The sequence below is a fragment of the Bradyrhizobium sp. AZCC 1693 genome (assembly GCF_036924745.1).
Classification (GTDB): domain Bacteria; phylum Pseudomonadota; class Alphaproteobacteria; order Rhizobiales; family Xanthobacteraceae; genus Bradyrhizobium.
In genome coordinates, this window is the sequence record NZ_JAZHSD010000001.1 from 1,388,092 (window position 1) to 1,414,418 (window position 26,327).

18 protein-coding genes are annotated in these 26,327 nt (G+C 63.9%); 8 read left to right on the forward strand and 10 right to left on the reverse strand.

Annotated features, from left to right (window positions below):
* The first annotated feature begins 145 nt into the window (after window positions 1–145).
* The 3 genes from V1293_RS06875 (at window position 146) to V1293_RS06885 (ending at window position 3,719) form a co-directional block, all read left to right on the forward strand.
* Window positions 146–1,165: a sugar ABC transporter substrate-binding protein gene (locus tag V1293_RS06875; RefSeq protein WP_334507880.1), complete on the forward strand. Its 1,020-nt coding sequence runs from the start codon at window positions 146–148 to the stop codon at window positions 1,163–1,165.
* 6 nt (window positions 1,166–1,171) lie between these two features.
* Entirely contained in the window at window positions 1,172–2,674 is a 1,503-nt protein-coding gene (locus V1293_RS06880; RefSeq protein WP_334507881.1) for a sugar ABC transporter ATP-binding protein, read from the forward strand.
* A 73-nt stretch (window positions 2,675–2,747) separates the two neighbouring features.
* Entirely contained in the window at window positions 2,748–3,719 is a 972-nt protein-coding gene (locus V1293_RS06885; protein WP_334516648.1) for an ABC transporter permease, read from the forward strand.
* Window positions 3,720–3,754: 35 nt separating this feature from the next.
* Here the strand turns inward: V1293_RS06885 and V1293_RS06890 are convergent, their stop codons facing one another.
* From V1293_RS06890 to V1293_RS06915, 6 genes are all read right to left on the reverse strand, one after another.
* Window positions 3,755–4,669 carry a DMT family transporter gene (locus tag V1293_RS06890; RefSeq protein WP_334507882.1) on the reverse strand — a complete coding sequence of 305 codons (915 nt, stop codon included), beginning with the start codon at window positions 4,667–4,669 and terminating at the stop codon, window positions 3,755–3,757.
* A 75-nt stretch (window positions 4,670–4,744) separates the two neighbouring features.
* The gene (locus V1293_RS06895; RefSeq protein WP_334507884.1) at window positions 4,745–5,617 is read right to left on the reverse strand and encodes an NAD(P)-dependent oxidoreductase; all 873 of its coding nucleotides are present in this window, start codon (window positions 5,615–5,617) and stop codon (window positions 4,745–4,747) included.
* A 3-nt stretch (window positions 5,618–5,620) separates the two neighbouring features.
* A protein-coding gene (gene prfB / locus V1293_RS06900; protein WP_334507886.1) for a peptide chain release factor 2 occupies window positions 5,621–6,752 on the reverse strand; the annotation gives its coding sequence in 2 pieces (ribosomal slippage) (window positions 5,621–6,682 and window positions 6,684–6,752; 1,131 coding nt in all).
* A 91-nt stretch (window positions 6,753–6,843) separates the two neighbouring features.
* The gene (locus V1293_RS06905) at window positions 6,844–9,333 is read right to left on the reverse strand and encodes a penicillin-binding protein 1A (protein ID WP_334507888.1); all 2,490 of its coding nucleotides are present in this window, start codon (window positions 9,331–9,333) and stop codon (window positions 6,844–6,846) included.
* Window positions 9,334–9,501: 168 nt separating this feature from the next.
* Window positions 9,502–12,018 (reverse strand): penicillin-binding protein 1A, encoded by a 2,517-nt coding sequence (locus V1293_RS06910; RefSeq protein WP_334507890.1) that lies wholly within the window; start codon window positions 12,016–12,018, stop codon window positions 9,502–9,504.
* Window positions 12,019–12,258: 240 nt separating this feature from the next.
* The gene (locus tag V1293_RS06915; protein WP_334507892.1) at window positions 12,259–13,611 is read right to left on the reverse strand and encodes an N-acetylmuramoyl-L-alanine amidase; all 1,353 of its coding nucleotides are present in this window, start codon (window positions 13,609–13,611) and stop codon (window positions 12,259–12,261) included.
* A 723-nt stretch (window positions 13,612–14,334) separates the two neighbouring features.
* On the opposite strand from V1293_RS06915, the gene V1293_RS06920 reads away from it, so the two are divergent.
* Window positions 14,335–17,472: an Rne/Rng family ribonuclease gene (locus V1293_RS06920; protein WP_334507894.1), complete on the forward strand. Its 3,138-nt coding sequence runs from the start codon at window positions 14,335–14,337 to the stop codon at window positions 17,470–17,472.
* Window positions 17,473–17,550: 78 nt separating this feature from the next.
* On the opposite strand, the gene V1293_RS06925 is transcribed toward V1293_RS06920, so the two are convergent.
* The 3 genes from V1293_RS06925 to V1293_RS06935 form a co-directional block, all read right to left on the reverse strand.
* Window positions 17,551–18,879 (reverse strand): dicarboxylate/amino acid:cation symporter, encoded by a 1,329-nt coding sequence (locus tag V1293_RS06925; protein WP_334507896.1) that lies wholly within the window; start codon window positions 18,877–18,879, stop codon window positions 17,551–17,553.
* 110 nt (window positions 18,880–18,989) lie between these two features.
* Window positions 18,990–19,511: a biotin transporter BioY gene (locus tag V1293_RS06930; protein WP_442894333.1), complete on the reverse strand. Its 522-nt coding sequence runs from the start codon at window positions 19,509–19,511 to the stop codon at window positions 18,990–18,992.
* 152 nt (window positions 19,512–19,663) lie between these two features.
* Window positions 19,664–20,851 (reverse strand): pyridoxal phosphate-dependent aminotransferase, encoded by a 1,188-nt coding sequence (locus V1293_RS06935; RefSeq protein WP_334507898.1) that lies wholly within the window; start codon window positions 20,849–20,851, stop codon window positions 19,664–19,666.
* 223 nt (window positions 20,852–21,074) lie between these two features.
* On the opposite strand from V1293_RS06935, the gene V1293_RS06940 reads away from it, so the two are divergent.
* The 3 genes from V1293_RS06940 to V1293_RS06950 all read left to right on the forward strand — a co-directional run bounded on the left by V1293_RS06940 (window position 21,075) and on the right by V1293_RS06950 (window position 24,338).
* Window positions 21,075–22,481 carry a M48 family metalloprotease gene (locus tag V1293_RS06940; protein WP_334507900.1) on the forward strand — a complete coding sequence of 469 codons (1,407 nt, stop codon included), beginning with the start codon at window positions 21,075–21,077 and terminating at the stop codon, window positions 22,479–22,481.
* Window positions 22,482–22,590: 109 nt separating this feature from the next.
* Window positions 22,591–23,358: a DsbA family protein gene (locus V1293_RS06945; protein ID WP_334507902.1), complete on the forward strand. Its 768-nt coding sequence runs from the start codon at window positions 22,591–22,593 to the stop codon at window positions 23,356–23,358.
* 188 nt (window positions 23,359–23,546) lie between these two features.
* Window positions 23,547–24,338, forward strand: coding sequence for a DUF1236 domain-containing protein (locus V1293_RS06950; protein ID WP_334507904.1), 792 nt, complete (start codon window positions 23,547–23,549; stop codon window positions 24,336–24,338).
* Between the two features lie 85 nt (window positions 24,339–24,423).
* On the opposite strand, the gene V1293_RS06955 is transcribed toward V1293_RS06950, so the two are convergent.
* On the reverse strand, window positions 24,424–25,560 hold the full coding sequence (locus tag V1293_RS06955) for a helix-turn-helix transcriptional regulator (protein ID WP_334507907.1): 1,137 nt from the start codon (window positions 25,558–25,560) through the stop codon (window positions 24,424–24,426).
* A 359-nt stretch (window positions 25,561–25,919) separates the two neighbouring features.
* Between V1293_RS06955 and V1293_RS06960 the strand changes: the two genes are divergently transcribed.
* The gene (locus tag V1293_RS06960; RefSeq protein ID WP_334507909.1) at window positions 25,920–26,207 is read left to right on the forward strand and encodes a hypothetical protein; all 288 of its coding nucleotides are present in this window, start codon (window positions 25,920–25,922) and stop codon (window positions 26,205–26,207) included.
* Window positions 26,208–26,327: the final 120 nt, after the last annotated feature.

The following is a 26,327-nucleotide window of genomic DNA, read 5'->3' on the forward strand; positions in this document are numbered from 1 at the left end:
GCTACAAAAAATTTCCAGACACGACCGTTGCAAGCCGCTAGCTCGACCGGTGGACATTCGCACCGAGTGTGAGAGACTGCCTCGTTCAGCGGTGCGTGCAATCGACGCCGTCGGCGATAACAAATGACAAACGAGGGAGCGAGCGATGTCCGGGACTGAGAAATCCTCAACGACAAGGCGTAATCTTCTTCAAGCGGCGGCGACTGGCGGCGCGGCAACCGCCCTGCTCGGCGGACTGGGCATCAACCCGGCGCTGGCGGCAGCGGCACGATCGGAGAAACCGCTAAAGGCGGCATTCTCCAATGCAGGCCTGCAGGCCACCTGGTGCGCCCAAGGCAAGCAGGCGGCCGAATGGTGGGGCAAGCTGTTCAACGTAGAGGTCACCTGGTTCGACGGCCAACTCGACGCGGTTAAGCAGCGCGCCGCGATCGACAACATGGCCTCACAAAAATGGGACTTCGTCGCCATCCAGGCGTTCGGCATCGGCACGCTGACCCAGCCGGTGCAGAAGATGATCGACGCCGGCACGCCCGTGATCGACATGGACACGCTGATCGCGCCGCTCGACCAGATCAAGGTCCATTCGTTCCTGGCGCCCGACAATGAATTCATGGGCGCTTCGGTGACGCAGGCGCTCTGCAACGCCATGGGCGGCAAGGGCAAGATCATCATGACGCAAGGCGCGCTCGGCCATACCGGCGCGCAAGGCCGCGCCAAGGGTTTCGAGTCCGTCGTGAAGCAATTTCCCAACATCGAGGTGCTCGACACCCAGCCGGCCGATTGGGACGTCTCGAAGACAGCTCGGCTATGGGAGACCTATCTGACGAAGCATCCGCAAATCGACGCGGCGTTCTTCCACAATGACGACATGGCGCTGGCCGCCTACAACATCATGAAGGCGCGCAACCGCACCAACATCCTGATCGGCGGCGTCGACGCCATGCCGCCGGCGATCCAGGCGGTAAGCGAAAGCCGCATGTTCGCGACCGTCCGTAACCCTTCCTGCCGCATCCATGGCGGCGCCATCATCGCCGGCGTCGCCGCGGTGACCGGAGGCGAGAAGAGCGGACAGGGCATTCCGAAGCATGTAATCACGGACGGCCCGGTGGTGACGAAAGCCAATGCGGCCGGCATGCAATGGATGGAGGATCACTTTCTGATCTGATCCAGCATGTCCAGGGGACTTAAGCCCATCCTCGCACTACACGACATCACGAAGGCCTTTGGCGGAGTCGAGGCGCTTCGTGGGGTCGATTTTGCGCTCACCGCCGGCGAGATCCATGGTCTCGTCGGCGAGAACGGCGCGGGCAAAAGCACGCTGATGAAGATCATCGCCGGTGTGCATGCGGATTTTTCCGGCCGGTTCGTGCTGGACGGAAAAGAAACCCGCTTTCGGTCGGTGCGCGACGCGCATGCGGCCGGTATCGCCATGGTCCATCAGGAACTTAGCGTTGCGCCCGACCTGACGGTGGCCGAGAACGTGTTTCTGGGCAACCAGCCGACCAACCGTTTGGGCCTCGTCCAGTGGCGGCGGATGGCGCGCGAAGCGGGCGAACAATTGAAGCGGTTCGGCATCGACGTCGATCCGATGTCGCGGCTCGGCGACCTGCCGATCGGGCTGCAGCAGTTGATCGAGATCGCCCGCGTGCTGTTCTCGGGCGCCCGCATCGTCATCCTCGACGAGCCGACCTCGGCACTGTCGCCGCCGGAAGTGGAGCGGCTGTTCGCGACGCTGAAACGTTTGCGGGACGAAGGCACCAGCATCGTCTTCATTTCGCATTTCATCGAGGACATCCTGCGCGTCTCCGACACCGTGACGGTGTTCCGCAACGGCAGGAAGGTCGCGGAGACGGCCGCGTCGGAGACGAACAAGCCCGCGCTGATCGAGGCGATGATCGGCAAGGGCCGCGAGGCGCTGGAGGAAACCTACATCCACGACATCATGCTGCCGCCGCCGACCGATCAGCCAGTGGTGCTGAATGCAAACGGGCTGACGCTGGCCGGCCGCCTGCGCGAAGTTTCGTTTGAGTCCCGCGCCGGCGAGGTGCTCGGCATCTACGGCTTCATGGGATGCGGGCAGCTCGAACTGGCCCGTATCCTGTTCGGTAAAATAAAGCCCGATCTCGGCACGCTCGCGGTCGCAGGCAACCAAAAGGCCTTTCGCAGCACGGCGGACGCCAGGCGCTCCGGGATCGCCTTCGTGCCCGAGAGCCGGCGCGACATGCTGTTCCACCAGGAGCCGGTCTACAAGAACGTCTCGATCAGCATCCTCGATCGCATTTCGTCGCTGCTGCTCAAGCCGTCGCGCGAGCGCGCGATCGCGACCCGGCAGGTCGAGCAGTTGCGGATCAGGCCCGCCGTCGTCGATCTCGACCTCGGCATGCTCTCCGGCGGCAACCAGCAGAAGGTGGCGCTGGCAAAATGGCTGAGCTACCCGCCCCGGCTCCTGGTGCTGTGCGAGCCGACCCGTGGCATGGATGTCGGCGCCAAGAACGACGTCATCCACATCATCCGCGATCTGCGCGCCAAGGGGCTCGCCATCATCGTGCTCTCCACCGAGCCCGAGACGGTGCTGTCGCTCGCCGACCGCGTCATCGTGCTCAAGCGCGGCGCTGTCGTGCGGGAGTTTGCCAACGAACGGATCAGCAAGGATCGCCTCTTGGAAGCGGCGTGAGGAGACCGACATGACTTCAGGTCAAAGCGTGACAGTCGCCGCGGATCGCAAACGCCCGCACCGGCTCGCCGCGATGATGCGCTCCCAGATGCGCAACATCGCGCCGTTCCTGACGCTGATCTGCCTGTTCGGCTTCTTCGCTGCCGCCAGCCCCTCGTTTGCGACGCTCGACAATCTCGGCAACATCCTCACCCAGATTTCGGTCACCGGCATTATCGCCGTCGGCCTCACCTTCGTGATTCTCTGCGCCGAGATCGATCTCTCGATCGCCGCCATCGCCAACGTCACCGGCATCGCCGTCGCTTATTTCACGCTGCAGGAATCCTACGTCAACATCGCCAACGTGCCGATGCCCGGATGGGCCGCGATCCTGCTGGCGCTGGCGCTGTGCGCCCTGCTCGGCCTCGTCAACGCCTTTGGGCTGACGGTCATCGGCATCCCCTCCTTCATCATGACGCTGGCGATGATGCAGATCGCGGCCGGCATCTCGGCGCTGCTGGTGCGCGGGCAGATCGCCTACAAGGTGCCCCCGCTTGTCACGACGCTGGGCTCGACGTCGATCGGCGGCATTCCCTGGATCGTGATCGTTGCAGCGCTAATGCTGCTCGGCGGCCATCTGGTGCTGACCTACACCCGCTTCGGCCGCTACGTCTACATGGTCGGCGGAAACCGCGAGGCGGCGGAATATTCCGGCCTCAACGTCAAGCTGATCCTCGGCAGCGTCATGGTCATCTCCGCCGTGTGCGCCGGCATCGGCGGCATGCTCGGCGTGGCTCATTTCGGCAGCGCGCAGCAGAACGAGTTCGACACCTATCTGCTTGATTCCATCGCCGCCGTCGTGGTCGGCGGCACCAGTCTCTTTGGTGGCCGCGGCGGCATCGGCAACACCATCGTCGGCCTGTTCGTGCTCGGCGTCCTCAACAACGGGCTTGATCACGTCAACATCGACAGTTTTTTGAAAATCCTGATCCGCGGCCTCATCCTGCTCACCGCGCTGATCATCAACGTCTATGCGCAGCGATTGCGCGAGCGGACTGCCGTTTAAGGCCGCCCGCCGAGACCGACATGCAGCGCCACTTTTCAGGTCAGCCCGCCCTCGAGAAACTTCAGCACGCGGCCGTCGATCAACAGCAGCGCGCTGCCGATCACCAGTGCGCCCGCGATTTCACGCGGCGAAATCTGCTCGCCGAGCACGAGCGAGCCGAGGAGGATGGCTGTGACCGGCACAAGCAGCGTCACCAGCATGACATTGGTGGCGCCGGAGCGCCGCAGGATCTGGAAGAAAACAATATAGGCCAGCGCCGTCGACAAGCCGGCAAGACCGAGCACCGCGAACCATGTCACCGCGCCCGGCATTGGCAATTGCCAGGGACGCTCGAAAATGCCGGCGACGAGGGTCATCATCAGGCTCGATGCGATCAATTGAAACGTGGCGGTGGCAAGCGGCGGCGAATCCGATAGCGCGCGCCGCGCTATCAGCGCGGAGATGCCGTAGCTCAGCGCCGCCGCGAGACACAGCAGGACGCCGAGCCCCTGCCCGCTGGCAAAGTCCAGGCCGCTGCCGCGGAGGATCACGACGCCGACAAGGCCGACGATCACACCGGCCACACGCCTGATGACGAGCTTCTCCTCGCCCGCCGCCGTCATCACCGCCACCGTGAACAGCGGCGTGGTGGCATTGAGGATCGAAGCCAGCCCGCTCGGGATGTACAACTGTCCGGTGACGATCAGCGAGAACGGCAGCACATTGTTGAACAAGGCGACGAGGAAGAATGGCCGCCAGCCCATCCACCCCTTCGGAAACGGCAGTCGCTGCACGCAAAGCACCGGCAGCAGGATCATGGCGGCCAGCAGCACGCGCAACAGCACGAGCGTGAACGGCGGCAATTCCCTCAGCACCACGCCGTTGAAGAAGAACGACCCGCCCCACAGGATCGAGAGCAGGCCGAGCAGCGACCAGTCGCGCGTGTCAATCGAGGCGTCTTTTGTGCTCATGGCGGCTCAAATCAGGAGGCTACGGCTCTATTCCGCGGCGCCGGACTTTGCCACCCGATTTCCGGACATCGGTGGCTATTTCGGCCGCGACACGATCTCGATCATCCTGCCCTCGTCGTCGTCGGGCATCTGAGCTTTCGCCTTTGCATAAGCTTCGACCGCCGCGTGCCCGATCAGCGGTGCGTCAGCAAGCAGGCTCTCGGCCAATTTCACGGCATAAACTGCATCCTTATGACGGAGCGCTGACGTGAACGACGCGCCGGAGAAGTCGCGCGCTACCATTCGCTTGGAGTGACGGATCACCTGCGGGCTTGCTACCGCGCCGGTCGCGAGCGCTTCAGCCACGAGGTTCCTGTCGAGGCCGGCCTGCTCGGCGATCGCGATGCCTTCGGCGAGGCTCGCGATCTGCACCGCGCCCATCAGATTGTTGATCAGCTTGAAGACGGTGCCGGTGCCGACGGCGCCGAAATGCCTGATCACATCGCCGATCGGTGAGAGATAGGGTTTTGCGCGATCGAGATCAGCCGCATCCGCGCCGACGAGCAAGGTCAATTTCCCGCTGGCCGCCGCTTGCGGCAGGCCGGTGACGGGGCAGTCGATGTAGGTAAGCCCACGGCCGCGCAGTTCGCGCGCCATGTCGAGCGCGTGCTGGTGCGAGACGGTTGAGCATTCGATCGCGAGGCATCCCGCCTTCATCCTTGCGGCGGCGCCATCCTTGCCGAGCCAGACGGACCGCGACGCCTCGTCATCGGCAACCATGGTCACGACGGCATCAGCGCCATCGGCGGCATCAGCCGGTGACGAAGTCCAGCGCGCGCCGCGCGCGATCAGGTCTTTGCCCTTGGTCTTGCTGCGATTCCACACCGCAACGTCAAAACCTGCATCGAGATAGCGGCCCGCCATGCCGTGGCCCATGCGGCCGAGCCCGATGAAGGCGACTTTGGTCATGGATTAATCCACATCCTCGACCTGGCCGGGGGCGGTGCCGAACGCACGCTGCGCCAGCGTCGCGGCCATGAACTCGTCGAGGTCGCCGTCGAGCACACCCGATGTATCGGAGGTCTGCACGCCGGTGCGCAGGTCCTTCACCATCTGGTAGGGCTGCAGCACGTAGGAGCGGATCTGGTGGCCCCAGCCGATATCGGTCTTGGCGGCCTGATCGGCGGCGGCCTGCTCCTCGCGCCGCTTCAGTTCGATTTCGTAGAGCCGCGCGCGCAGCATGTCCCAGGCTTGCGCACGGTTCTTGTGCTGCGAACGGCCGGCCTGGCAGACCACCGCGACGCCGGTCGGAATATGCGTCAGCCGTACCGCGGATTCGGTCTTGTTAACGTGTTGGCCGCCGGCGCCGCCCGAGCGCATGGTGTCGGTGCGCACGTCGGACTCGGCGATGTCGATCTTGATGCTGTTATCGACCACCGGAAAAATCGCCACTGACGAGAACGACGTGTGCCGGCGCGCGTTGGAATCGAACGGCGAGATCCGCACCAGGCGGTGCACGCCCGCTTCCGTCTTCAGCCAGCCATAGGCATTGTGCCCGCTGATCTGGATGGTGGCGGATTTGATGCCGGCTTCTTCGCCGGGAGTCTCTTCGAGATACTCGATCTTGAAGCCATGCTCCTCCGCCCAGCGCGTATACATGCGCAAGAGCATCGCGGCCCAGTCCTGGCTTTCGGTGCCGCCGGCGCCGGCATGCACCTCGAGGTAGGAGTCGAACCGGTCGGCTTCGCCCGACAGCAGCGCTTCCAGCTCGCGGCGCGCGACTTCCTTCTTCAGGGCCTTTAGCGCGTTCTCGGCCTCGACCACCACGCCTTCATCGTTCTCGGCCTCGCCGAGCGCGATCATCTCGACATTGTCGTCGAGTTCGCGCTCGACCTTGCCGATGCCCTCGAGCGCATCCACCAGCGAGGTGCGCTCCTGCATCAGCTTCTGGGCCTTCTGGGGATCGTTCCAGAGATTGGGATCTTCGGCGAGCTTGTTCAGCTCGGCGAGCCGAGCCGTTGATTTCTCGACGTCAAAGATGCCTCCTCAGCAGCCCGACTGACTGCTTGATCTCTTCTACGAGGCGTTCGACTTCGGCGCGCATGGTCTCTTCTGTCTGCGGTCGGAACCGCTACTGGATTACGTGAGAGGGATGTAGCGGCCTGCGCCGCAAAGCGCAATCCGCAAACCAGCCGCTAGTAAAGCCGGCCGGTTCCGGGACGCATGATGTTGCCGGCGTCGGGCGGGACTTCCTGCTGCACGCGTCCATCCTGGTCGGCGGCGCCCATGACGGAGTAATTGTCCGGCGGCGCGGTGCCGGGCTTGAAGGCTTCCAGGATGGTGCGGCCGCCCTCGCCTTGACCGGGGCGCATGCCGCTCTTGGCATCGATGCGGACCAGCCTGATGCCGGCGGGTATCTTGAACGGCGTCGCCGGCTTGTCGGCGAGCGCGAGCTTCATGAAATCTCTGACGATCGGCGCAGCGGTATGGCCGCCCTGCGCGGCCCTGCCTAGAGTACGGGGCTTGTCATAGCCAAGATAGAGACCGACGACGAGATCCGGCGAAAAGCCGATGAACCAGACATCTTTTCCGTCGCTGGTGGTGCCGGTCTTGCCGGCGATCGGCTTGCCGACCTCGCGCATGACCGACGCCGTGCCGCCCTGCACCACCCCCTCCAGCATCGAGGTGATCTGGTAGGCCGTCATCGAATCGAGCACCTGCTCCCTGCGGTCGACAAGCTGGGGCTCGGGCTGATTCTTCCAGCCGCCCGGCGCGTCGCAGCCGCGGCACTCGCGCGCATCATGTTTGAAAATCGTTCGTCCGTAGCGGTCCTGGATGCGGTCGATCAGGGTCGGCTTCACCCGCCGGCCGCCATTGGCGAACATAGAATACGCCGTGACCATCCGCATGACAGTGGTTTCGCCTGCGCCGAGCGAATAGGAAAGATAGTTCGGCAACTCCTCATAGACGCCGAAGCGTTTGGCATATTCACCGATCAAGGGCATGCCGACATCCTGCGCCAACCGCACCGTCACGGTGTTGACCGACCATTTGAGGGCTTCGCGCAGCGTAATGGGGCCGCGATAACTGCCAACCGAAAAGTTCTCCGGACGCCAGACGCCGGCGCCCTGCCCCTGATCGATCTCGATCGGCCCGTCGATCATGATGGTCGCCGGGGTGTAGCCATTGTCCATTGCCGCCGAATAGACCAGCGGCTTGAACGTAGATCCCGGCTGTCGATAGGCCTGCGTCGCGCGATTGAACTGGCTCTGGTCGAACGAGAAGCCACCCACCATCGCAAGCACGCGGCCGGTCAACGGATCCATCGCGACCATGGCGCCAGATACTTCAGGCAATTGCCGCAGACGATACTGGCCTTCGACCGGGTTGCCATCCTTGATCAGCGGATCGGCGTAGATCACGTCGCCCGGCGAAAGAATTTGCGAGACCGCGCCCGGCGCCTTGCCGCGGGCTGAGGCGGAAGCCGCCCTCGCCCAGCGGACACCTTCCAGCGTGATGAGGCCGGTTTGCCGGTCCTTGGAGATCGTGCCTCCCAGTTCGCGGCTCGGCTGGAATCCGATGCGGGCCGACTGGTCAGAGGTCTCGAGTACCACGGCCATCCGCCACGGCGAGATGTCGCTGAGCGATTTGACTTCGGCGAGCTTGACGCCCCAGTCACCGGAAATGTCGAGCTTGCTCATAGCTCCGCGCCAACCCTGGGCCTCGTCAAAATTCACCAGGCCGGCGGCCATGGTCTTGCGCGCCATCACCTGCAGCTTCGGATCGAGCGTGGTGCGGACCGACAGCCCGCCTTCATAGAGCTTCTTTTCGCCGTAGCGCTCGAAGATGTCACGCCGGACTTCCTCGGCAAAATACTCGCCGGCAAAGGTATGCGCGGCGTTGGACCGGCTGGTCACGGTCAGCGGCTCCTTGCGGGCCTTGTCGGCATCGGCCTGCTTGATCCAGCCGTTTTCCAGCAGGCGGTCGATCACGTAATTGCGCCGCTCGATCGATCGATCGCGGTTGCGCACCGGATGCAACGTGCCCGGCGCTTTCGGAAGCGCTGCAAGATACGCGGCCTCCGCAACCGTTAATTCGTTCACCGATTTGTCGAAATAGACCAGCGACGCTGCGGCGATGCCGTAGGCACCGAGGCCGAGATAGATTTCATTGAGATAGAGTTCGAGGATGCGATCCTTCGAATAGGCGCGCTCGATGCGCATCGCCAGCAGGGCTTCCTTGATCTTGCGCGTGAACGAGACCTCGTTGGTCAGAAGGAAGTTCTTTGCGACCTGCTGGGTGATCGTCGAGGCGCCCTGCGGACGCTTGTTGGAGCCGAAGTTCTGCGCAAACACCACGGCCGCGCGCGCCATGCCCGTGAAGTCGATGCCGCCGTGCTCGTAGAAGTTCTTGTCCTCGGCCGCGAGGAACGCGTTGGTGACGAGTTTTGGCATCGCCTGGATCGGCAGATAGAGGCGCCGCTCCTTGGAATACTCGCCGAGCAGCGCACCATCGGATGCGTGGACGCGCGTCATTACCGGCGGCTCGTAATCCTGAAGTTGCGAATAGTCCGGCAAGTCCCTGGAGAAATGCCAGATCGCGCCCGCGACACCGGCCACGCCGACCAGGAACACGACGGTCCCGGCGGTAAACAGGAAACCCAAAAACCGGACCACAAAGCGCATTAGCGAAGTTCCATTCCAACCCTGGCACCGTAACAGCCGGCGCTTGTCCTCGTGTCCATCGGACATTTCCTCTCCCGCGACACGGATCGCTCAGATCCGCCGGGCCCAAACATTTTTATAGCGCGATGTCCGAAGATGCGCCTTGAGGTTGTGAACACTTCGTGCGGATCAGTAAAGCCCGCCGGTTCCGGGACGCATGATATTGCCGCCGGCGTCGGGCTGATACCCTTGCTGATACCCTTGCGGGTATCCCTGCTGCGGCATCCGGCCGTCCGCATCGGCCACGCCGATGACCGAATAGTTATCCGGTGGCGCGGTGCCCGGCTTGAAGGCTTCCAGAAGGCCGCCACTGCCCGGACCGGCGCGCATGCCGCTCTTGGGGTCGACGCGAACGAGCTTGATGCCGGCGGGCACCTTGAAGGGAATCGCGGGCTTGTCGGCGAGCGCGAGCTTCAGGAAGTCCTTGGCGATCGGCGCGGCCAGATGACCGCCGGTCATGCCGCGGCCGAGATTGCGCGGCTTGTCGAAACCGACATAGATGCCGACCACGAGGTCCGGCGAGAAGCCGATGAACCAGGCGTCCTTTTCATCGTTGGTGGTGCCGGTCTTGCCGGCGATCGGCTTGCCGACTTCCTTGACCACTGTCGCGGTGCCGGCCTGCACCACATATTCCATCATCGAGGTGATCTGGTAGGCCGTCATCGGATCGAGCACCTGCTCCCGGCGGTCCACGAGCTGCGGCTCGGCCTGATTCTTCCAGCCGCCGGGCGCGTCGCAACCGCGGCATTCGCGGGCGTCATGCTTGAAGATGGTGTGGCCGTAGCGGTCCTGAATACGGTCGATCAGCGTCGGCTTCACGCGGCGGCCACCATTGGCGAACATCGAATAGGCCGTCACCATCCGCATGACCGTGGTTTCGCCGGCGCCGAGCGCATAGGACAGATAGTTCGGCAGGTCGTCGTAGACGCCGAACCGCTTTGAATATTCGCCGATCAAGGGCATGCCGATGTCCTGGGCCAGCCGCACGGTCACGGTGTTCAGCGAATTCCGCAGCGCGTTACGCAGCGTGACCGGCCCATTGTATTTTCCCGACGAATAGTTTTCCGGACGCCAGACGCCGGCGCCCTGCCCCTGGTCGATTTCAATGGGCGCGTCGACCACGATGGTCGACGGCGTATAGCCATTGTCCATCGCCGCCGAATAGACCAACGGCTTGAACGACGAGCCCGGCTGCCGATAGGCCTGGGTGGCGCGGTTGAACTGGCTCTGGTCGAACGAGAAGCCGCCGACCATCGCCAGCACGCGGCCGGTCCATGGATCCATCGCGACCATGGCGCCGGACACTTCAGGCAATTGCCGCAGGCGATACTGGCCTTCGACCGGCTTGCCGTCCTTGTCGAACAGCGGGTCGGCATAGATCACGTCACCCGCCGACAGCACCTGCGCCACCGAGGTCGGAGTCTTGCCTCTCGCAGGACCCGAGGCCGCCTTGGCCCAACGCACGCCGTCGAGCGTGATGATGCCGGTCTGCCTGGCCTTGCTAACCGCGCCGCCGAGTTCGCGGCCCGGCTGGAAGCCGATCCGCGCCGACTGATCGGACGTCTCCAGCACCACGGCCATCCGCCACGGCGCGATATCGCCGAGCGATTTGACATCGGCGAGCTTGACGCCCCAATCGCCTGATATGTCGAGCTTTGAGGGCGCACCGCGCCAGCCGCTCGCCTCGTCATATCTCACGAGCCCGGCGACCATGGTCTTGCGCGCCATCACCTGCATCTTCGGGTCGAGCGTGGCGCGGACCGACAATCCGCCTTCGTACAGTTTCTTTTCGCCGTAGCGCTCGAAAATGTCGCGCCGGACTTCCTCGGCGAAATATTCGCCGGCAAAGATATGTGCGCCGTTGCCGCGGCTGGTGACGTTGAGCTGTTCCTTGCGGGCCTTGTCGGCGTCGGTCTGCTTGATCCAGCCGTTTTCCAGCAGGCGATCCACCACGTAGTTGCGCCGCTCGACCGCGCGATCGCGGTTGCGCACCGGATGCAGCGCCGCGGGCGCCTTGGGCAGCGCCGCCAGATAGGAAGCTTCCGCGATCGTGAGTTCGTTCACCGATTTGTCGAAATAGACCAGCGAGGCGGCCGCGATGCCGTAGGCGCCGAGGCCGAGATAGATTTCATTGAGATAGAGTTCGAGGATACGGTCCTTGGAATAGGCGCGCTCGATGCGCATCGCCAGCAAGGCTTCCTTGATCTTGCGGGTGAAGGAAACCTCGTTGGTCAAAAGGAAGTTCTTCGCGACCTGCTGGGTGATCGTCGAGGCGCCCTGCGGCCGGCGGTTGGAGCCAAAGTTCTGCGCATACACCACGGCAGCGCGCGCCATGCCGGTGAAGTCGATGCCGCCATGCTCGTAGAAGTTCTTGTCCTCAGCGGCGAGGAAGGCGTTGATGACGAGCTTTGGCACCGCCTGGATCGGTACATAGAGGCGGCGCTCCTTGGAATATTCTCCGAGCAGCGCACCGTCGGACGCATGGACGCGCGTCATTACCGGCGGTTCGTAATCCTGAAGCTGGGAGTAGTCGGGCAAGTCCTTGGAAAAATGCCAGATCGCGCCCGCGACGCCGGCCACGCCGACCAGGAACACGACGGTCCCGGCGGCGAACAGGAAACCCAAAAACCGGACCAGAAAGCGCATTGTCGAAGTTCCGTTCCAACCCTGTGCGCCGAAATCTGCGGCGTCTATCCTAATACGGCAATCCCACCGAACGAGTTGCCGCCACGCGGTCGAACAATAAAAGGTCCGGCGGACAATATTGACCGATTCCGAAGACCAGCAGTCGATTTTCTATACCGTTGCCGCTGTGGCCAAACTAGGGCTTGGGCCACCGGACGGCACGCTTTTCAGCCGGCGCTTACGTAATGCGCACTGGACTTTTCACTTGCCCGGTCCGGCAGTTGCCAGCCGTTTGGCTAAAAACGTATCAATTGCCTGCGCTATCGATCCGACCGTCCGGTTCCGCCAGTTTTCCGACACCAGACGCTCGAGGTCGCCCTTGTTCGAGACGTAGCCGAGCTCGACCAGGACCGAGGGGACGTCGGGGGCCTTCAGGACCCGAAAACCGGCCGATTTCAGCGGATGCTTGTGCATCCGCACCGTGGTCTTCATTTCGCCCATCAGGATCCGCGCGAACCGGTTTGAGAAGGTTTTGGTTTCCCGCTGCACCAGGTCGATCAGGATATCAGCGACTTCGGTCGGCTCGTCGGCAAGACTAACCCCGCCGATCGCGTCCGACTTGTTTTCAGTGTCCGCCAGCCGCTCGGCCTCGGAGTCGGAGGCCTTATCCGACAGCGTATAGATGGTGGCGCCCTGGGCGTCGCCCTCGCCACGCCGCAGGGCGTCGGCGTGGATCGAGACGAACAGCGCCGCCGATTCGCTGCGCGCGATCTTCACGCGGTCGCCGAGGGGAATGAAAGTGTCGTCCGTCCGGGTCATCACGACGCGATACTTGCCCGACTTCTCGATCCGATCGCGCAGCGCGAGGCCAAAGCCCAGCACCAGATTCTTTTCCATGATGTCGCCGCCGCCGGCCTGGGTACCGTTGTCGACGCCGCCATGACCGGGATCGATCACCACCACCGGCCTTTTGTCTGGCGGCGACAGAGGCGCGGCGGGCGCGTCCGCCCGCGCAACCGCGGCGTTGGCCTCGGCGATCGCAGGCCGTAGTTCGGGACGGCTTTCGGGCGCCAGCGACTGGACAAAGGCGGTGCGGTCCACCTCTTCGAATTCGAGCACCAGCCGCGGCGGCTGGCCGTTGGCCGCCTCCAGCACATAGGATTTGGCGATCTTGGCAGGCCCGGTCAGGTCGAACACGATCCGCGATCCGCCCGGCATGACGAGACCGTAGCGGTACGCCTTGACCAGTCCCCTCCCTGTGACACCGACCCCGGCCGGAAGCTGAAAACTGACTTGGGGAAGATCGACGATCACGCGATAGGGGTCCGCCAAGGTAAAGGCCCGAAACTGGATCGGCTTGTCGAGATCGAGGATGAAACGGGTCTGTTTGGCATCGCCCGCCAGGCGAGCGTCAGACGCGACCGGGAAATTCGATACCCCCGCCGGGCTCGGAATGGCGGCCGGTCCTTGATAAAGCGGTGTTTGATAGGCGGGCGGCGCTTGATAAGCCGGCGCCTGGGCCACGCTGGGGCCAATCATCCTGGTGCACAGCAATGCTGCGGCGCACAAAAGGCCACATCCCAGCAAAACAAGGTGATTTGCGCGGCTCGCCAACGATTCGGTGCCTCCGGAGGAGCCTTCCCTTACCGCATTAGAACCGCAGGGTTAATCGGACCTTAAGGCCTAATCGGCGAAAAGGAGCAAGTGTTGCCGCGCTGCGACGCTCGGTGGAGGGTTCCCTTGCGCTTCCCTTGCACGCAGCCTCCAATCCACGTATGTACGAGGTGCTGACGGCTAATACTCCCGGTTGTGTCGCGTTCAGCCTCCCGGTGCAGCGCTGGAGCCTTCCAAGTCGAAGGAACCTGCGTCTTTCCCGATCCCTCCACAGCCAGCGCCGCGCGCGGCTGACACGGAGTGGCGGTTTCGAGCCCGAGCGGCGTCCGGTCCCAGGTACCTTTTCCAGGGACGGTTTGAGACACGGCAAAACTGATTGTCCGGACCCAAAACGGTCCGATATGCGATGGCCGGCGGGCGTTTAGGCGCCGCACCGGGCCTTCAGCGATAGATGCGGCGGTATCCTTTTCCGCCAACATGTTTAGACGGGCCGACGCTTGATGCGCCAGACTGTGTTGCCGACCAGGATCCACGGAACGATCGCGCCGACGCGAGGCGAAAGCTTCGCACGTCGCCTCGCTCTGGTGGCTCCCCGTTCGGCGCGGCGCCAAGAAGTGCGTTTTGGCCTTCCCCTCACCCCCGAATCAGGTGGACCGTCGCGTCACCGGGCCGCGCAATTTGCGCGCGCCATGCACCGCGCCCGCCGCCGTCAAGAGTTCCAAAATGCCCAACAAGATGTTGATCGACGCCACTCACCCGGAAGAGACCCGGGTCGTTGTGGTCCGCGGCAACCGCGTCGAAGAGTTTGATTTCGAGACCGCCCAACGCAAGCAGCTTCGCGGCAATATCTATCTCGCCAAGGTCACGCGCGTAGAACCGTCGCTGCAGGCGGCGTTCATCGAGTATGGCGGCAACCGCCACGGCTTCCTGGCCTTCAGCGAAATCCATCCGGACTACTATCAGATCCCGGTCGCCGACCGTCAGGCGCTGATCGAGGCCGACGAGCGCGCCCATCGCGAGGCCGAGGAAGAGAGCGAGAACCGATCCTCCAGCCGCCACCGCGGCCGCTCGCGTCACCGCAATGCGCGCCGCCGCGGCCATGGCGACCGCGTCCAGAGCGGCGTCGTCGAGAACGCCGGCCAGGATCCCGCACAGGCGGCCCAGCCCTATGAAGGCGAGGCGCATCAGCACGAAGGCGCGTATGCCGGCGAAGCGCATCCGCACGATGCCGAGCATCACGATGAGCATCATGAGGATACGGCGCATCACGACCACGATGCGCATGATCACGAGACGCATGGTCACGATCACGACCATTCGCATGATCACGATCCTCACCACGACCACGATCACGATGCGCAAGGTCCTGACGAACGGGCAGATGCCGCGGGCGCAGCGCCGGTCGCAGAATTGGAATCCGGCGCGCCTGCCATGGCGCCCGTCGAAGCGGCCGCCCCCGAGGCTGCGACTGAACAAGCTCATACTGAACACGCTCATGATGAGCATCATGACGAGGAACAGGCGCGCGAAAACGCTGCCCATGCCGACGACGCGCCGCATATCGAGCACGCCGGCGAAGGCTACGCCGTTGCTTCTTCCGACGAGCTCGCCCCGGCCTCCGAACGCGACGACGGTCACGACGATGAGGACGACGCCGAGGACGCCGAAGAGGAAGTCGTCGAATCCGTCGGTGGCGACGACGTGCTGGAGGAAGTACCGGAACGCCCGTTCCGCCCGCGCCGCCAGTACAAGATCCAGGAAGTCATCAAGCGCCGCCAGGTGATGCTGGTTCAGGTCGTCAAGGAAGAGCGCGGCAACAAGGGTGCGGCGCTGACGACCTACCTGTCGCTGGCCGGCCGCTATGCGGTGCTGATGCCCAACACCGCCCGCGGCGGCGGCATCAGCCGCAAGATCACCTCGGCCCAGGACCGCTCGCGGCTGAAGGAAGTGGTGCAGGATCTCGACGTGCCGGAAGGCATGGGCATCATCCTGCGCACTGCCGGCGCCTCCCGCACCAAGCCGGAGATCAAGCGCGACTTCGAATATCTGATCCGGATGTGGGAAACCGTCCGTGACATGACGCTGAAGTCGCAGGCCCCCACCCTCGTCTACGAGGAAGGCTCGCTGATCAAGCGCTCGCTGCGCGACCTCTACAACAAGGAAATCGACGAAATCCAGGTTGCCGGCGAAGCCGGCTACCAGGAAGCGCGCGACTTCATGAAGATGCTGATGCCCTCGAACGTGCGGGCGGTCAGGCAGTATCGCGACGGCCAGCCGCTGTTTTCGCGGATGGGCGTCGAGAGCCAGTTGGACGCGATGTTCTCGCCGACCGTGCAGCTTCGTTCCGGCGGCTACATCGTCATCAACCAGACCGAGGCGCTGGTCTCGATCGACGTTAACTCCGGCCGCTCGACCCGCGAGCATCATATCGAGGACACCGCGCTCAAGACCAATCTGGAGGCTGCCGAGGAAGTCGCGCGGCAATTGCGCCTGCGCGATCTTGCGGGCCTGATCGTCATCGACTTCATCGACATGGACGAGAAGCGCAACAACCGCGCGGTCGAGCGCAAGCTCTCAGACTGTCTGCGGCAGGATCGCGCGCGCATCCAGGTCGGACGGATCTCGCATTTCGGCCTTCTGGAAATGTCGCGCCAGCGCATCCGTGCCAGCGTGCTGGAGAGTTCGACCGAGCCCTGCGCGCAATGCGGCGGCTCTGGTCATGTGCGCTCGGTCTCGTCGGTCGCACTGCAATTGCTGCGCGGCATCGAAGAGATTTTGATGAAGGGCGCGACCCACAATCTGGTGGTGCGCACCCGCACCGATGTCGCGCTCTATGTGCTGAACCACAAGCGCGGCCATCTGCGCGACCTCGAAAACGCCTTCAAGGTTACGCTCGCGGTGAGCGCCGATCCAACCGTCGCCGGCCAGCAGTCGTTCATCATCGACCGCGGCGAGCAGGTGCACACGCTGGAAGCCGCCAAGGCGTTGCTGGCGGCGCAGGCTGCCGCCTTCCCGCCGCAGGTCGAGGAAGCCTATGACGACGACGAGGCGTTCGATATCGAAACCGAATCCGAGGTCGAAACCGAGGAGACCGAAGGGTTGATCGACGAGGCCGCCGAGGCGGCGGCGGGCGAAGGCGAAGGCGACGGCCACCGCCGCAAGCGGCGCCGCCGCCGGCGCGGCCGTGGCGAGTCCCGTGAAGTTGGCGCCCCGCGCGAGGACGGTGACGCGATGCGCGTCGCGGGCGAGGCCGTCGAAGGCGCGACCGCCGAGGACGGCGAAGCCGACGAGGACGAAGGCGACGAGCAGCCCGGCATCGCCCGCGGCGACCAGCCTGCCAGTGGCGAGCGGCGCCCGCGCCGTCGCGGCCGTCGCGGCGGACGACGCCGGCGCGGTGCCGAGCTGGAAGACGGCCTTGCCGGATCGATCGCGGACGAACTCGGGCCGACCTCGGCTCCCGAAGCGACCAGCGCGGTTGCCGATTTCGACGGCGGCGCATCCGAGCCCGCACCGTCGCTGGTGCAGGCCGACGTTCCGCACGAACCGATCTCGCAGCCTGCGGAGATGCAACCTGCGGCCTACGCGCAGCCTGAGCCGGTTGCGAGCGCGGCTGCGTCAACCGCTGAAGAAGCCGGGCAAGAGGCCGAGCGGGCCGCGGCACGGCGGCGTTCGACCGTGCGCGAGAAAGTCAGCTTCGTGAGCAGCGCTCCGGCTGAACCGGCGCCCTCCGTGAGCCAAAGCGCGCCAGAGCCGGTCGCGTCTCCCGCACCCGCTCCGGCCGAACCAGCGCCGGCCGCATCGGGCGAAGCCGCGCCACGCAAGGCGGGCTGGTGGTCGCGGCGTTTCGGCAGCGGCGAGTAAGCAAATCGAACCAAAAAGAAACCGCCCGGCAAAACCGGGCGGTTTTTTATTCGCAATTTCGATTGGATCCGGAGGGCCTCAGCCCGTCGTGATCGCGGTCTCCACGTCGGTCGGATCGATCTGCTTGTTCAGATTGGCGATCAGCCTGTCGTGATCGAGTTCACCCTCCCACCACGACACCACCACGCAGGCAACGCCGTTGCCGCACAGATTGGTCAGCGCGCGGCACTCGCTCATGAACTTGTCGATGCCGAGGACGATGGCCATGCCCGGCACCAGCCGCGGATCGACCACGGCGAGGGTCGCGGCCAGCGTGATGAAGCCCGCCCCGGTGATGCCGGAGGCGCCCTTCGAGGTCAGCATCGCGACCAGCAGGATGGTCAGTTGCTGGCTGAAGGAGAGATCGAAGCCGAGCGCCTGCGCGATGAACAGGGTCGCCAGCGTCATGTAGATATTGGTGCCGTCGAGGTTGAACGAGTAGCCGGTCGGCACCACCAGGCCCACCACCGATTTGGAGCAGCCGAGCCGCTCGAGCTTTTCCATCAAGGACGGCAGCGCGCTTTCCGAGGACGACGTGCCGAGCACGATCAAAAGCTCGTCCTTGATGTAGGCCAGGAACTTGAAGATCGAGAAACCGACGAACCGCGCGATCACGCCGAGCACCACGAACACGAACAGCGCGGCGGTGACGTAGAAGGTCGCGATCAGCCCGATCAGGTTCAGGATCGCGCCGGTCCCGAATTTGCCGATCGTGAACGCCATCGCGCCGAACGCGCCGATCGGGGCGGCCTTCATCACGATGGCGATGACGCCGAACACCGCATGCGCGGCGTCGTCGATAAAGGCGCGGATGGTATGGCCGCGCTCGCCGAGGCCCATCAGCGCAAAACCGAACAGGATCGAGAATAGCAGGACCTGGAGGATTTCGCCCTGTGCGAACGCGCCAACGACCGTATCGGGAATGATGTGCAGGAAGAAATCGACGCTCTTCTGCGCTTCAGCCTGCTTGGCGAAGCCGGCCACTTTCGTCGCATCGGCCATGCCGCCGCCGAAACCCGCGCCGGGCCTGACCAGATTGCCGACGAGCAGACCGATCACCAGCGCAAAGGTGGAGACGACCTCGAAATAGACCAGCGCCTTGACGCCGATCCGTCCCACCTTCTTGGCATCTTGTATATGGGCGATTCCGGATACCACGGTGCAGAAGATGATCGGCGCGATCACCATCTTGATCAGCTTGATGAAGCCGTCGCCAAGCGCCTTGATCCAGTCGTTGGTCGCGAGCGCAGGCCACAGCCAGCCGAACAGCGCGCCGAGCACGATCGCAATCAAGACCTGAACGTAGAGAATCCGGTACCAGGGCTTTGCCGCACTCACCGGTGCTTCAGCCGCAATCGTTGCCGCCATGACGCTTACTCCCTCAGAGATCGCGGACTGGTCGCGCATGTGCCAATCCGTCGCACACAGCCAAAATACTTTGGGCGAGCGGAGTCAATGGGGTTGGCGGACGCGGCCGCTTAGCCGCGCGGGTCGAATATCCGACGAATCGCCGGCACGAGGGCAGCGCCTAGCGCATTCTTGATCAAGGACGCCGCGATGAATGGCGCAATGCCGACCAGCCACGCCTTTACGACGCCGAGTTTCATTCCGAACGCAAGCCAACCAAATCCGGCGGCGAGAATGAGAATGTGTCCGAGCGCCATCGCAACGAACAGCCTGAGCACTGATCGGTCCCAGCCGCGCTCGCTCAGCCATCCCGTCGCGAAGGCCGCCGCCAAGAAGCCGAAGAGATATCCGGCCGTCGGACCGATCAACGGCGCAAGGCCGCCGACCGGACCTGCGAATACCGGAAATCCAATAGCCCCCTCGGCCAGATAGACCATGAGCGTAGCGCTGCCGAGCCGCCAGCCATAGGCCGCACCGATCACCAGCACAACGAGCGTCTGCAGCGTCATCGGCACGTAGGGCAACGGCAGACTGACCTTCGCCGACAAGGTCAGCAGCGCCGTTCCCAGCGCGACCAGGATCACGCTGCGCATCAGGCCGGACGATCCATCAGCACGATGCGGCCACAGCAGGGCGGCGAGCGGGAAATGCGACGGCGCGACGGTTTCAGGCATGGTTCTGACGGACACGGATGGCTCCCGATTGTTGATAGGTTAAGGATGGGGTGGGTGATAGGCCGGAGGTACTATCGCAGCCAGCGCGCGATGCGCGTTACGGCCTCGCGCATCTCGTCAGCCGAGCGCGCGTAGGAGAAGCGAATGAAGCTGCGGCCATGGATCGGATCGAAATCGACGCCGGGCGTCGCCGCCACATGCACCTTCTCAAGCATGCGGCCGGCAAATTCGAAACTGTCGGAGGTAAAATCCGATACATCAGCGTAGAGGTAGAAGGCGCCATCGGCGGGCAGGAACCTGGTGAGACCGGCCTTCGGCAGTCCCTCGATCAGGATGCGGCGGTTCTCCTGATAGCCGCGCTTGATCGCCTCCATCTCTTCGCGGCCCTCGAAGGCCGCTTCGGCCGCGATCTGCGACAGCGTCGGCACCGAGATCGACAGGTTCTGCTGCAGCCGTTCGATCGGCCGCACCAAGGGCTCCGGCACCACCATCCAGCCGACCCGCCAGCCGGTCATGCAGAAATATTTCGAGAACGAATTGATCACGAGCGCATGCGGCGAAAGCTCGGCCGCCGTCACCGCCGGAAACGCGTAGTCGAGGCCGTGATAGATCTCGTCGGAGATGAAACGGATGCCCGCGCCTTCTGCCGCATTGATCAGGCCGGTGAGCGCCTCGCGCGACATCATCGTTCCCGTCGGATTGGCGGGGCTGCCGACCAGCACGCCCTTCAGCGGCGTCTTGCGATGCGCAGCCAGCAAAGCCTCGCCCGTCAACGCATGACGCGTCGCGCTCGATGTCTCGATCAGCACCGGCTCGCAGCCGAGCGCGGTCAGGATATGCCGGTATGGCGGATAGCCCGGCACCGTGACCGCCACCCGGTCGCCCGGCTCGAACATCGACAGGAACGCCAGAATGAATCCGCCGGACGAGCCGGTCGTGATCACGATGCGTTCGGGATCGACCGCGCAGCCGTAAGTATCGCGGTAGTGTTTTGCAATCCGCGTGCGCAGCGTGGGAATGCCGAGCGCGGACGTGTAATCGATCCGCGCCGCGTCGAGCGCGGCATGCGCGGCCGCGATCGCGACCTTGGGGGCTGACGCCGCCGGCTGCCCCACTTCCATGTGAATGACATGGCCGCCGGCCGCCTCGATGCGGGCCGCGGCCGCCATCACGTCCATCACCATGAAGGGCGGAACGTCGCTCCGTGCCGAGGGCGTCAGCAGCGCTGTCGCACGGTCTCTAAGTGTCGATTCCAGCATCGATATCTGCTATTTGCACGGGCGCGCGCCGAATTCAGGTTCCCGAACCGGTTACCGCCCCAGACTGGCCGTATTCGGTGGCTTGTTATAGCTTTTTCCAGCGAAGTGATACCGGCTCGGGCGAAAGAAACGCGTTGAAACCACAAACTGGGACCCGCTTCTGGTCTGGTCGGAAACCGCATCCGGGAAATCCGGACGCATCACCAATCGCCAAAGATCGCTCATGCTGCTCCGCATCGCCTTCCGCAAGAAACCACTGAAATTGACTGCGCTGATGACGGCCGCAGCCTTTGCCGTTGCGCCAATGGCCGCGCGGGCGCAGGAAAACAAGGGGCCGCCGGTACTCCGCGACACCGAGACGGAACAATTGCTGCGTGAATATACCCGGCCGATCCTGCGCGCTGCCGGTCTGGAAAAACAGAACATCCAGATGGTGATCATCAACCAGGGCGTCTTCAACGCCTTCGTTGCCGACGGCCGCCGCATCTTCGTGAACTACGGTGCGATCCTGCAGTCGGAGACGCCGAACCAGATCATCGGCGTGATGGCGCATGAAACCGGCCACCTTGCCGGCGGCCATCTCGCCAAGATGCGCGAGCAGATGGCGCAGGCCCAGACGCAGATGATCATTGCCATGCTGCTCGGCGCCGGCGCGATGGTGGCGGGCGCGAAGACCGGCGGCAGCAACAGCGGGCTGTCCAACGCCGGCGCCGCCATGTTCTCCGCTCCGGGAGAAATGATCCGCCGCAACCTGCTCTCCTACGTGCGCCAGCAGGAGGAAAACGCCGACAAGGCCGGCGTAAAATTCCTGACCACCACCGGCCAGTCCGCCCGGGGCATGTACGAGACCTTCAAGCGCTTCACCGACGAAAGCCTGTTCGCCGCACGCGGCACAGATCCTTACGTTCAATCGCATCCGATGCCGGCCGAGCGCGTCAACGCGCTGCAAGAGCTGGCACGGTCGAGCCCCTATTGGGACAAGAAGGACGACCCTGCCCTGCAGCTCCGTCACGACATGGTGCGCGCCAAGATCTCGGCCTTCATGGAGCGGCAGGAAACCGTGTACCGGCGCTATCCGATGTCCAACAACAGCCTGCCTGCACGCTATGCCCACGCGATCGCGACCTATCTGCACGGCGACCTGCGCAGCGCACTCGCCCAGATCGACGCCCTGATCCAGCAGCAGCCCAACAATGCCTATTTCCACGAGGTGCGCGGCCAGGCGCTGCTGGAGGGCGGCAAGCCGCAGGAAGCGATTGCGCCGCTGCGCAAGGCGGTCCAGCTCTCCAATAATTCGCCGCTCATCGAGATGCTGCTTGGCCAGGCGCTGGTGGCAACCGGCAACAACGCCTACACCGATGAGGCGATCGCCATCCTGCGCGCGGCCGTGGCGCGCGAGAGCGAAGCGCCGATCGGCTACACCCAGCTCGCAATGGCCTATGGCCGAAAAGGCGACTACGCGCAGGCCGATCTGGCGTCGGCCCAGGCCGCCTACCTTCGCGGCGACACCAAGACGGCGCGCGATCTTGCATCGCGCGCGAAAACGCGCTTCGCGATCGGGACGCCGGGATGGGTCAAGGCTGACGACATTGTGAGCGCCAAGCCGCTGCCGGGCCAGAAGAGCAACTAGAAATAAGCCATGTTCCGCTATAATCGGACCTGACCACCGAGAACCGAGATATCTCCAGGAGCCGGCCTTCAGCAGAATTGCCCGGGAACCGCCGCACAAGGATTTACCGATGCCCTCGTTCCGTATTCTCATCCCCGCATTGTTCGCTCTCGCGTTCTGCGGCGCGCCGATGTCCGCTTCCGCGCAGAGCTTCACCGACACCCAGCGCGGCGACATCGAGACCATCGTCCGCAACTACCTGATCGCGCATCCTGAAGTGCTCGAAGAAGCGATGACCGAACTCAGCAAGCGTCAGGCCGCGGCGGAATCCGCCAAGCACGAAGCCGGCGTGGCCAACAACGCGGATGCGATCTTCAACTCGCCGCGCGGCGTGACGCTCGGCAACAAGGACGGCGACGTCACCTTCGTCGAATTCTTCGACTACAATTGCGGCTACTGCAAGCGCGCGATGGCCGACATGATGGAGCTGATGAAGGCCGATCCAAAGCTCAAAGTCGTGCTCAAGGAATTTCCGGTGCTGAGCGCGGGCTCGGTCGAAGCCGCCCAGGTCGGCGTCGCGGTGCGCATGCAGGATCCGACCGGAAAGAAATATCTCGACTTCCACCAGAAGCTGCTCACCGGCCGCGGCGCCGCCGACAAGGCGCGTGCGATGGCGGTTGCCAAGGAGGTCGGCCTCGACATGGCGAAGCTGGAGAAGGACCTTTCGAGCGCCGAAGTGCGCAACACGCTCGAGGAGAATTTCAAGCTCGCTGAAGCGATGGGCATGAACGGCACGCCGAGCTACGTGATCGGCAAGCAGGTCGTGATCGGCGCGGTTGGCGTGGAAAGCCTGCGGGAAAAGATCAGCAACGCCCGCTGCGGCAAGGCGACGTGCTGAAGCGGGCTGCACGCATTGCGATGATAAGGCCGGTTCAACAGCCGGCCTTTTTCTTTGGGCATTCTGCGGCGCAACAGTTCATCCCGCGTTCACAAAACAATGCCGCCCGGAACCGCTAAAATACAGGAACATCAGGCAATTCCTTTCGTTGTCGGCGCGGGCAATGCAGACACGTGAGGAGACATTCAATGAGTAATCGCTTTTTGATTTCGGTCGCGACTGCGGCCCTGATCGCCGGAACCGGCTTTGCGAATGCGCAAGGTACCGGAATGGGTCGCGAGGCACCGTCGGCCGGTTCCACGACGCAGCAGAGCGCGCCTTCTTCTGAGCGCGGTGGTCCCTCGTCGGGCACGATGCAGCGCGATCGCGATAGCGGCGGCAAGTCCGACATGAAGGGCGCCGAGTCCGGGCAGAAGTCGATGGGCGCTGAAAAGAACCAGCGTGCCGAAGACCAAAAGAAGGGCGGCAAGGACATGAAGGCCGAGGGTAAGGAAGACCGCGGCGGCATGAAGGGCGAGCAAAAGGGACAGACGACCGGCCAGGGCACGATGCAACGTGATCAAAGCACGACCCAGCAGCGCGACCAAACCACGACCCAGGGCCGCGAGCAGACTACGCCGCAGAAGGACCAGAAGGCCCAGGGCCAGCAGGACCGCATGCAGACCCAGACGCAGGGCGGAGCCGCGGGCCAAAGCACGACCACGACGGGCCAGGCCGGCGCGGCCGGGAAGCTCTCGACCGAGCAGCGCACCCAGATCACCAGCGTGATCAAGGAACAGCGCGTTTCGCCGGTGACGAACGTGAACTTCTCGATTTCGGTCGGCACTCGCGTACCGCGCGACGTAGCCTTCCACACGCTGCCTGAGCGGGTGGTGACGATCTATCCGGAATGGCGCAGGTATAAGTTTATCCTCGTCAAGGAGCAGATCGTGATCGTGGATCCGAACACCTACGAGATCGTGGCGATTCTGGAATCCTGACAACAGGCTTTTCGCAAGTATCAGGGCGGGCAGGAATGCCCGCCCTTTTTGCGACCCTGGGCACCACCCAACGAGATACCCGGCTTCACTTCTGCAGAAGCAGCCGCACCAGTTCGGCCTGGCGACGTGAACCTGTCTTGTCAAAGATGCTGGATAAATGGCTGCGCGCCGTTCCGACGGTGATACCTAACCTGTCGGCGGCTGCCTGGCGGCCATCACCCTTGACGATCTCAAGCGCGAACGCTGCCTCTGCCGGAGTGAGGCCGAAACGTTGTCGTAAGTCCTCGACGCGCGCCTGGATTTCCTCTTCGGGATCGGAGACGAGCACGATCGCGACTGCACGCTGCGAGAAAGTCCAGGGGATGATGGCCGTTGCCGTATCCTGCTTTACCGGCGTCACGACAACATCAAGCGGCAACCGCGCTCCGCGCGCCAGCGCGACTTCGCCGCCAGAACCGGTTACGGCACTGGCATCGCCAGCGCATGACTTGATCAGCCCGCGCAACGCTCGCCCGCCGTCAGCGTCGGATGCCGACAAACCGCCCGCTTCGAGCCGCAGGCCATCGCGACTATCGAGCAGCGCACGAGCCGCGCGATTGACAAAGATCGCCCGCGCCTCCGCATCGACAAGCAGGAAGCCCTGTTGCAACCTGTCGAGACCGATCAGCGCGCTCTCGTTCGTGACCGTCAGGCGATACATCCGCCGTTGCAGCGCGACCGCGCGAACGAGGTGTTGCGCCAGCGCCGCGAACAGTCGCTTCTGGCGACTGTCGAATGGCGTGCGGTTCAGCAATCCGTAGCTCGTGAAGATCCCGGAAGCGGCACCATCGACAAGCAAATTGGTGGTGAGAGGCTCGGTGTCGTAGCCAGCGGGCCGCCACCATTCGTGATAGAACGCGGTGCCGGTGAATTCTTCCTGCGTGATGAAATCGCCGCAGGTGAAAACCTTGCCGGGCGGCTGGCCAATGCCGAGCGGCAAGAGCGGGTTACGGGGGGCCCAGTCGAAAAGGCTGCGCGTCAGTTCGGGATCGACACGAGGCGCGAGCAGGTCTAGGAGCCCGATCGCCGGATCGTAAACTCCGAACATGACCTGCGGTCCGCCGACGACGTCACCAATCCTGTTCAGGATGTCTGGCCACAGTTGAGTGTCGAGCGCGGCCTCGTAAATCGACCCGACAAGGTCCAGCACCTGGTCCTCGCCGGAGAGTCCCCCCACAGACATCAGTTTACCCCAAGCTCCGTTTCAAATTCTGGTCCAGGTCCGACCCGTGCTGCAAGAGCCGATTGTGGGCATTCTGCACAATGTTGCCCCGAGGCCTCACCTGGCAACAATCGGCAACGTTCATGCGGAGCCTCCTGCTTTCGTTCGCCGCATCTGACGAACGTCAGATGCGGCCGACGCACGACTTGGCCAAGGTCGCATCCAGGCAGATCGACGCAATGGCCGTCGTCAGCCGTGGAGGCCCGTATGTTTGATAGCCAGCGTCACGAATTCCCTATCCGGATCGGTGGCGCGCCACGCTGCACCGACTGCCGGACGCGCCTGCTTGCTAGCAGCATCCTGTCAGCCCGAACGTTGCCGTGGCTAGCGCTAGTCGCCGGCGTCGTGGCGGGTGCGTCGTTCGGCGCAGGCTTTGCCTCCGCCGCGGCATCGCAGCCGCGGTCGCCACCGCCAGCGCGCCGATGCCGTCGGCGCCCGGCAAGACGGCATGGCAGATCCGCGGCTCCACGTTCCAGAGCCAATACGGCCTCGGCGTCGGTTTTGCCTACCGCCTTCGTACCAGCATGCCGCTCAATGTCGTCCGCGGCTACGGCAATGGCGGCGGCAAGGAACACACCGCCTATGTCGGGTTCGGCGGCGAGTTCTGATCAATGACGCCCGATTGTTGCCCGAAAGACGCACACTGGTGGATTCGGCCCGAAGCATCGCCAGACACAGCCGCGCCTCCGTCGAACGTCAGATGCCGCGACGGCGGGACTTCGCCAAGC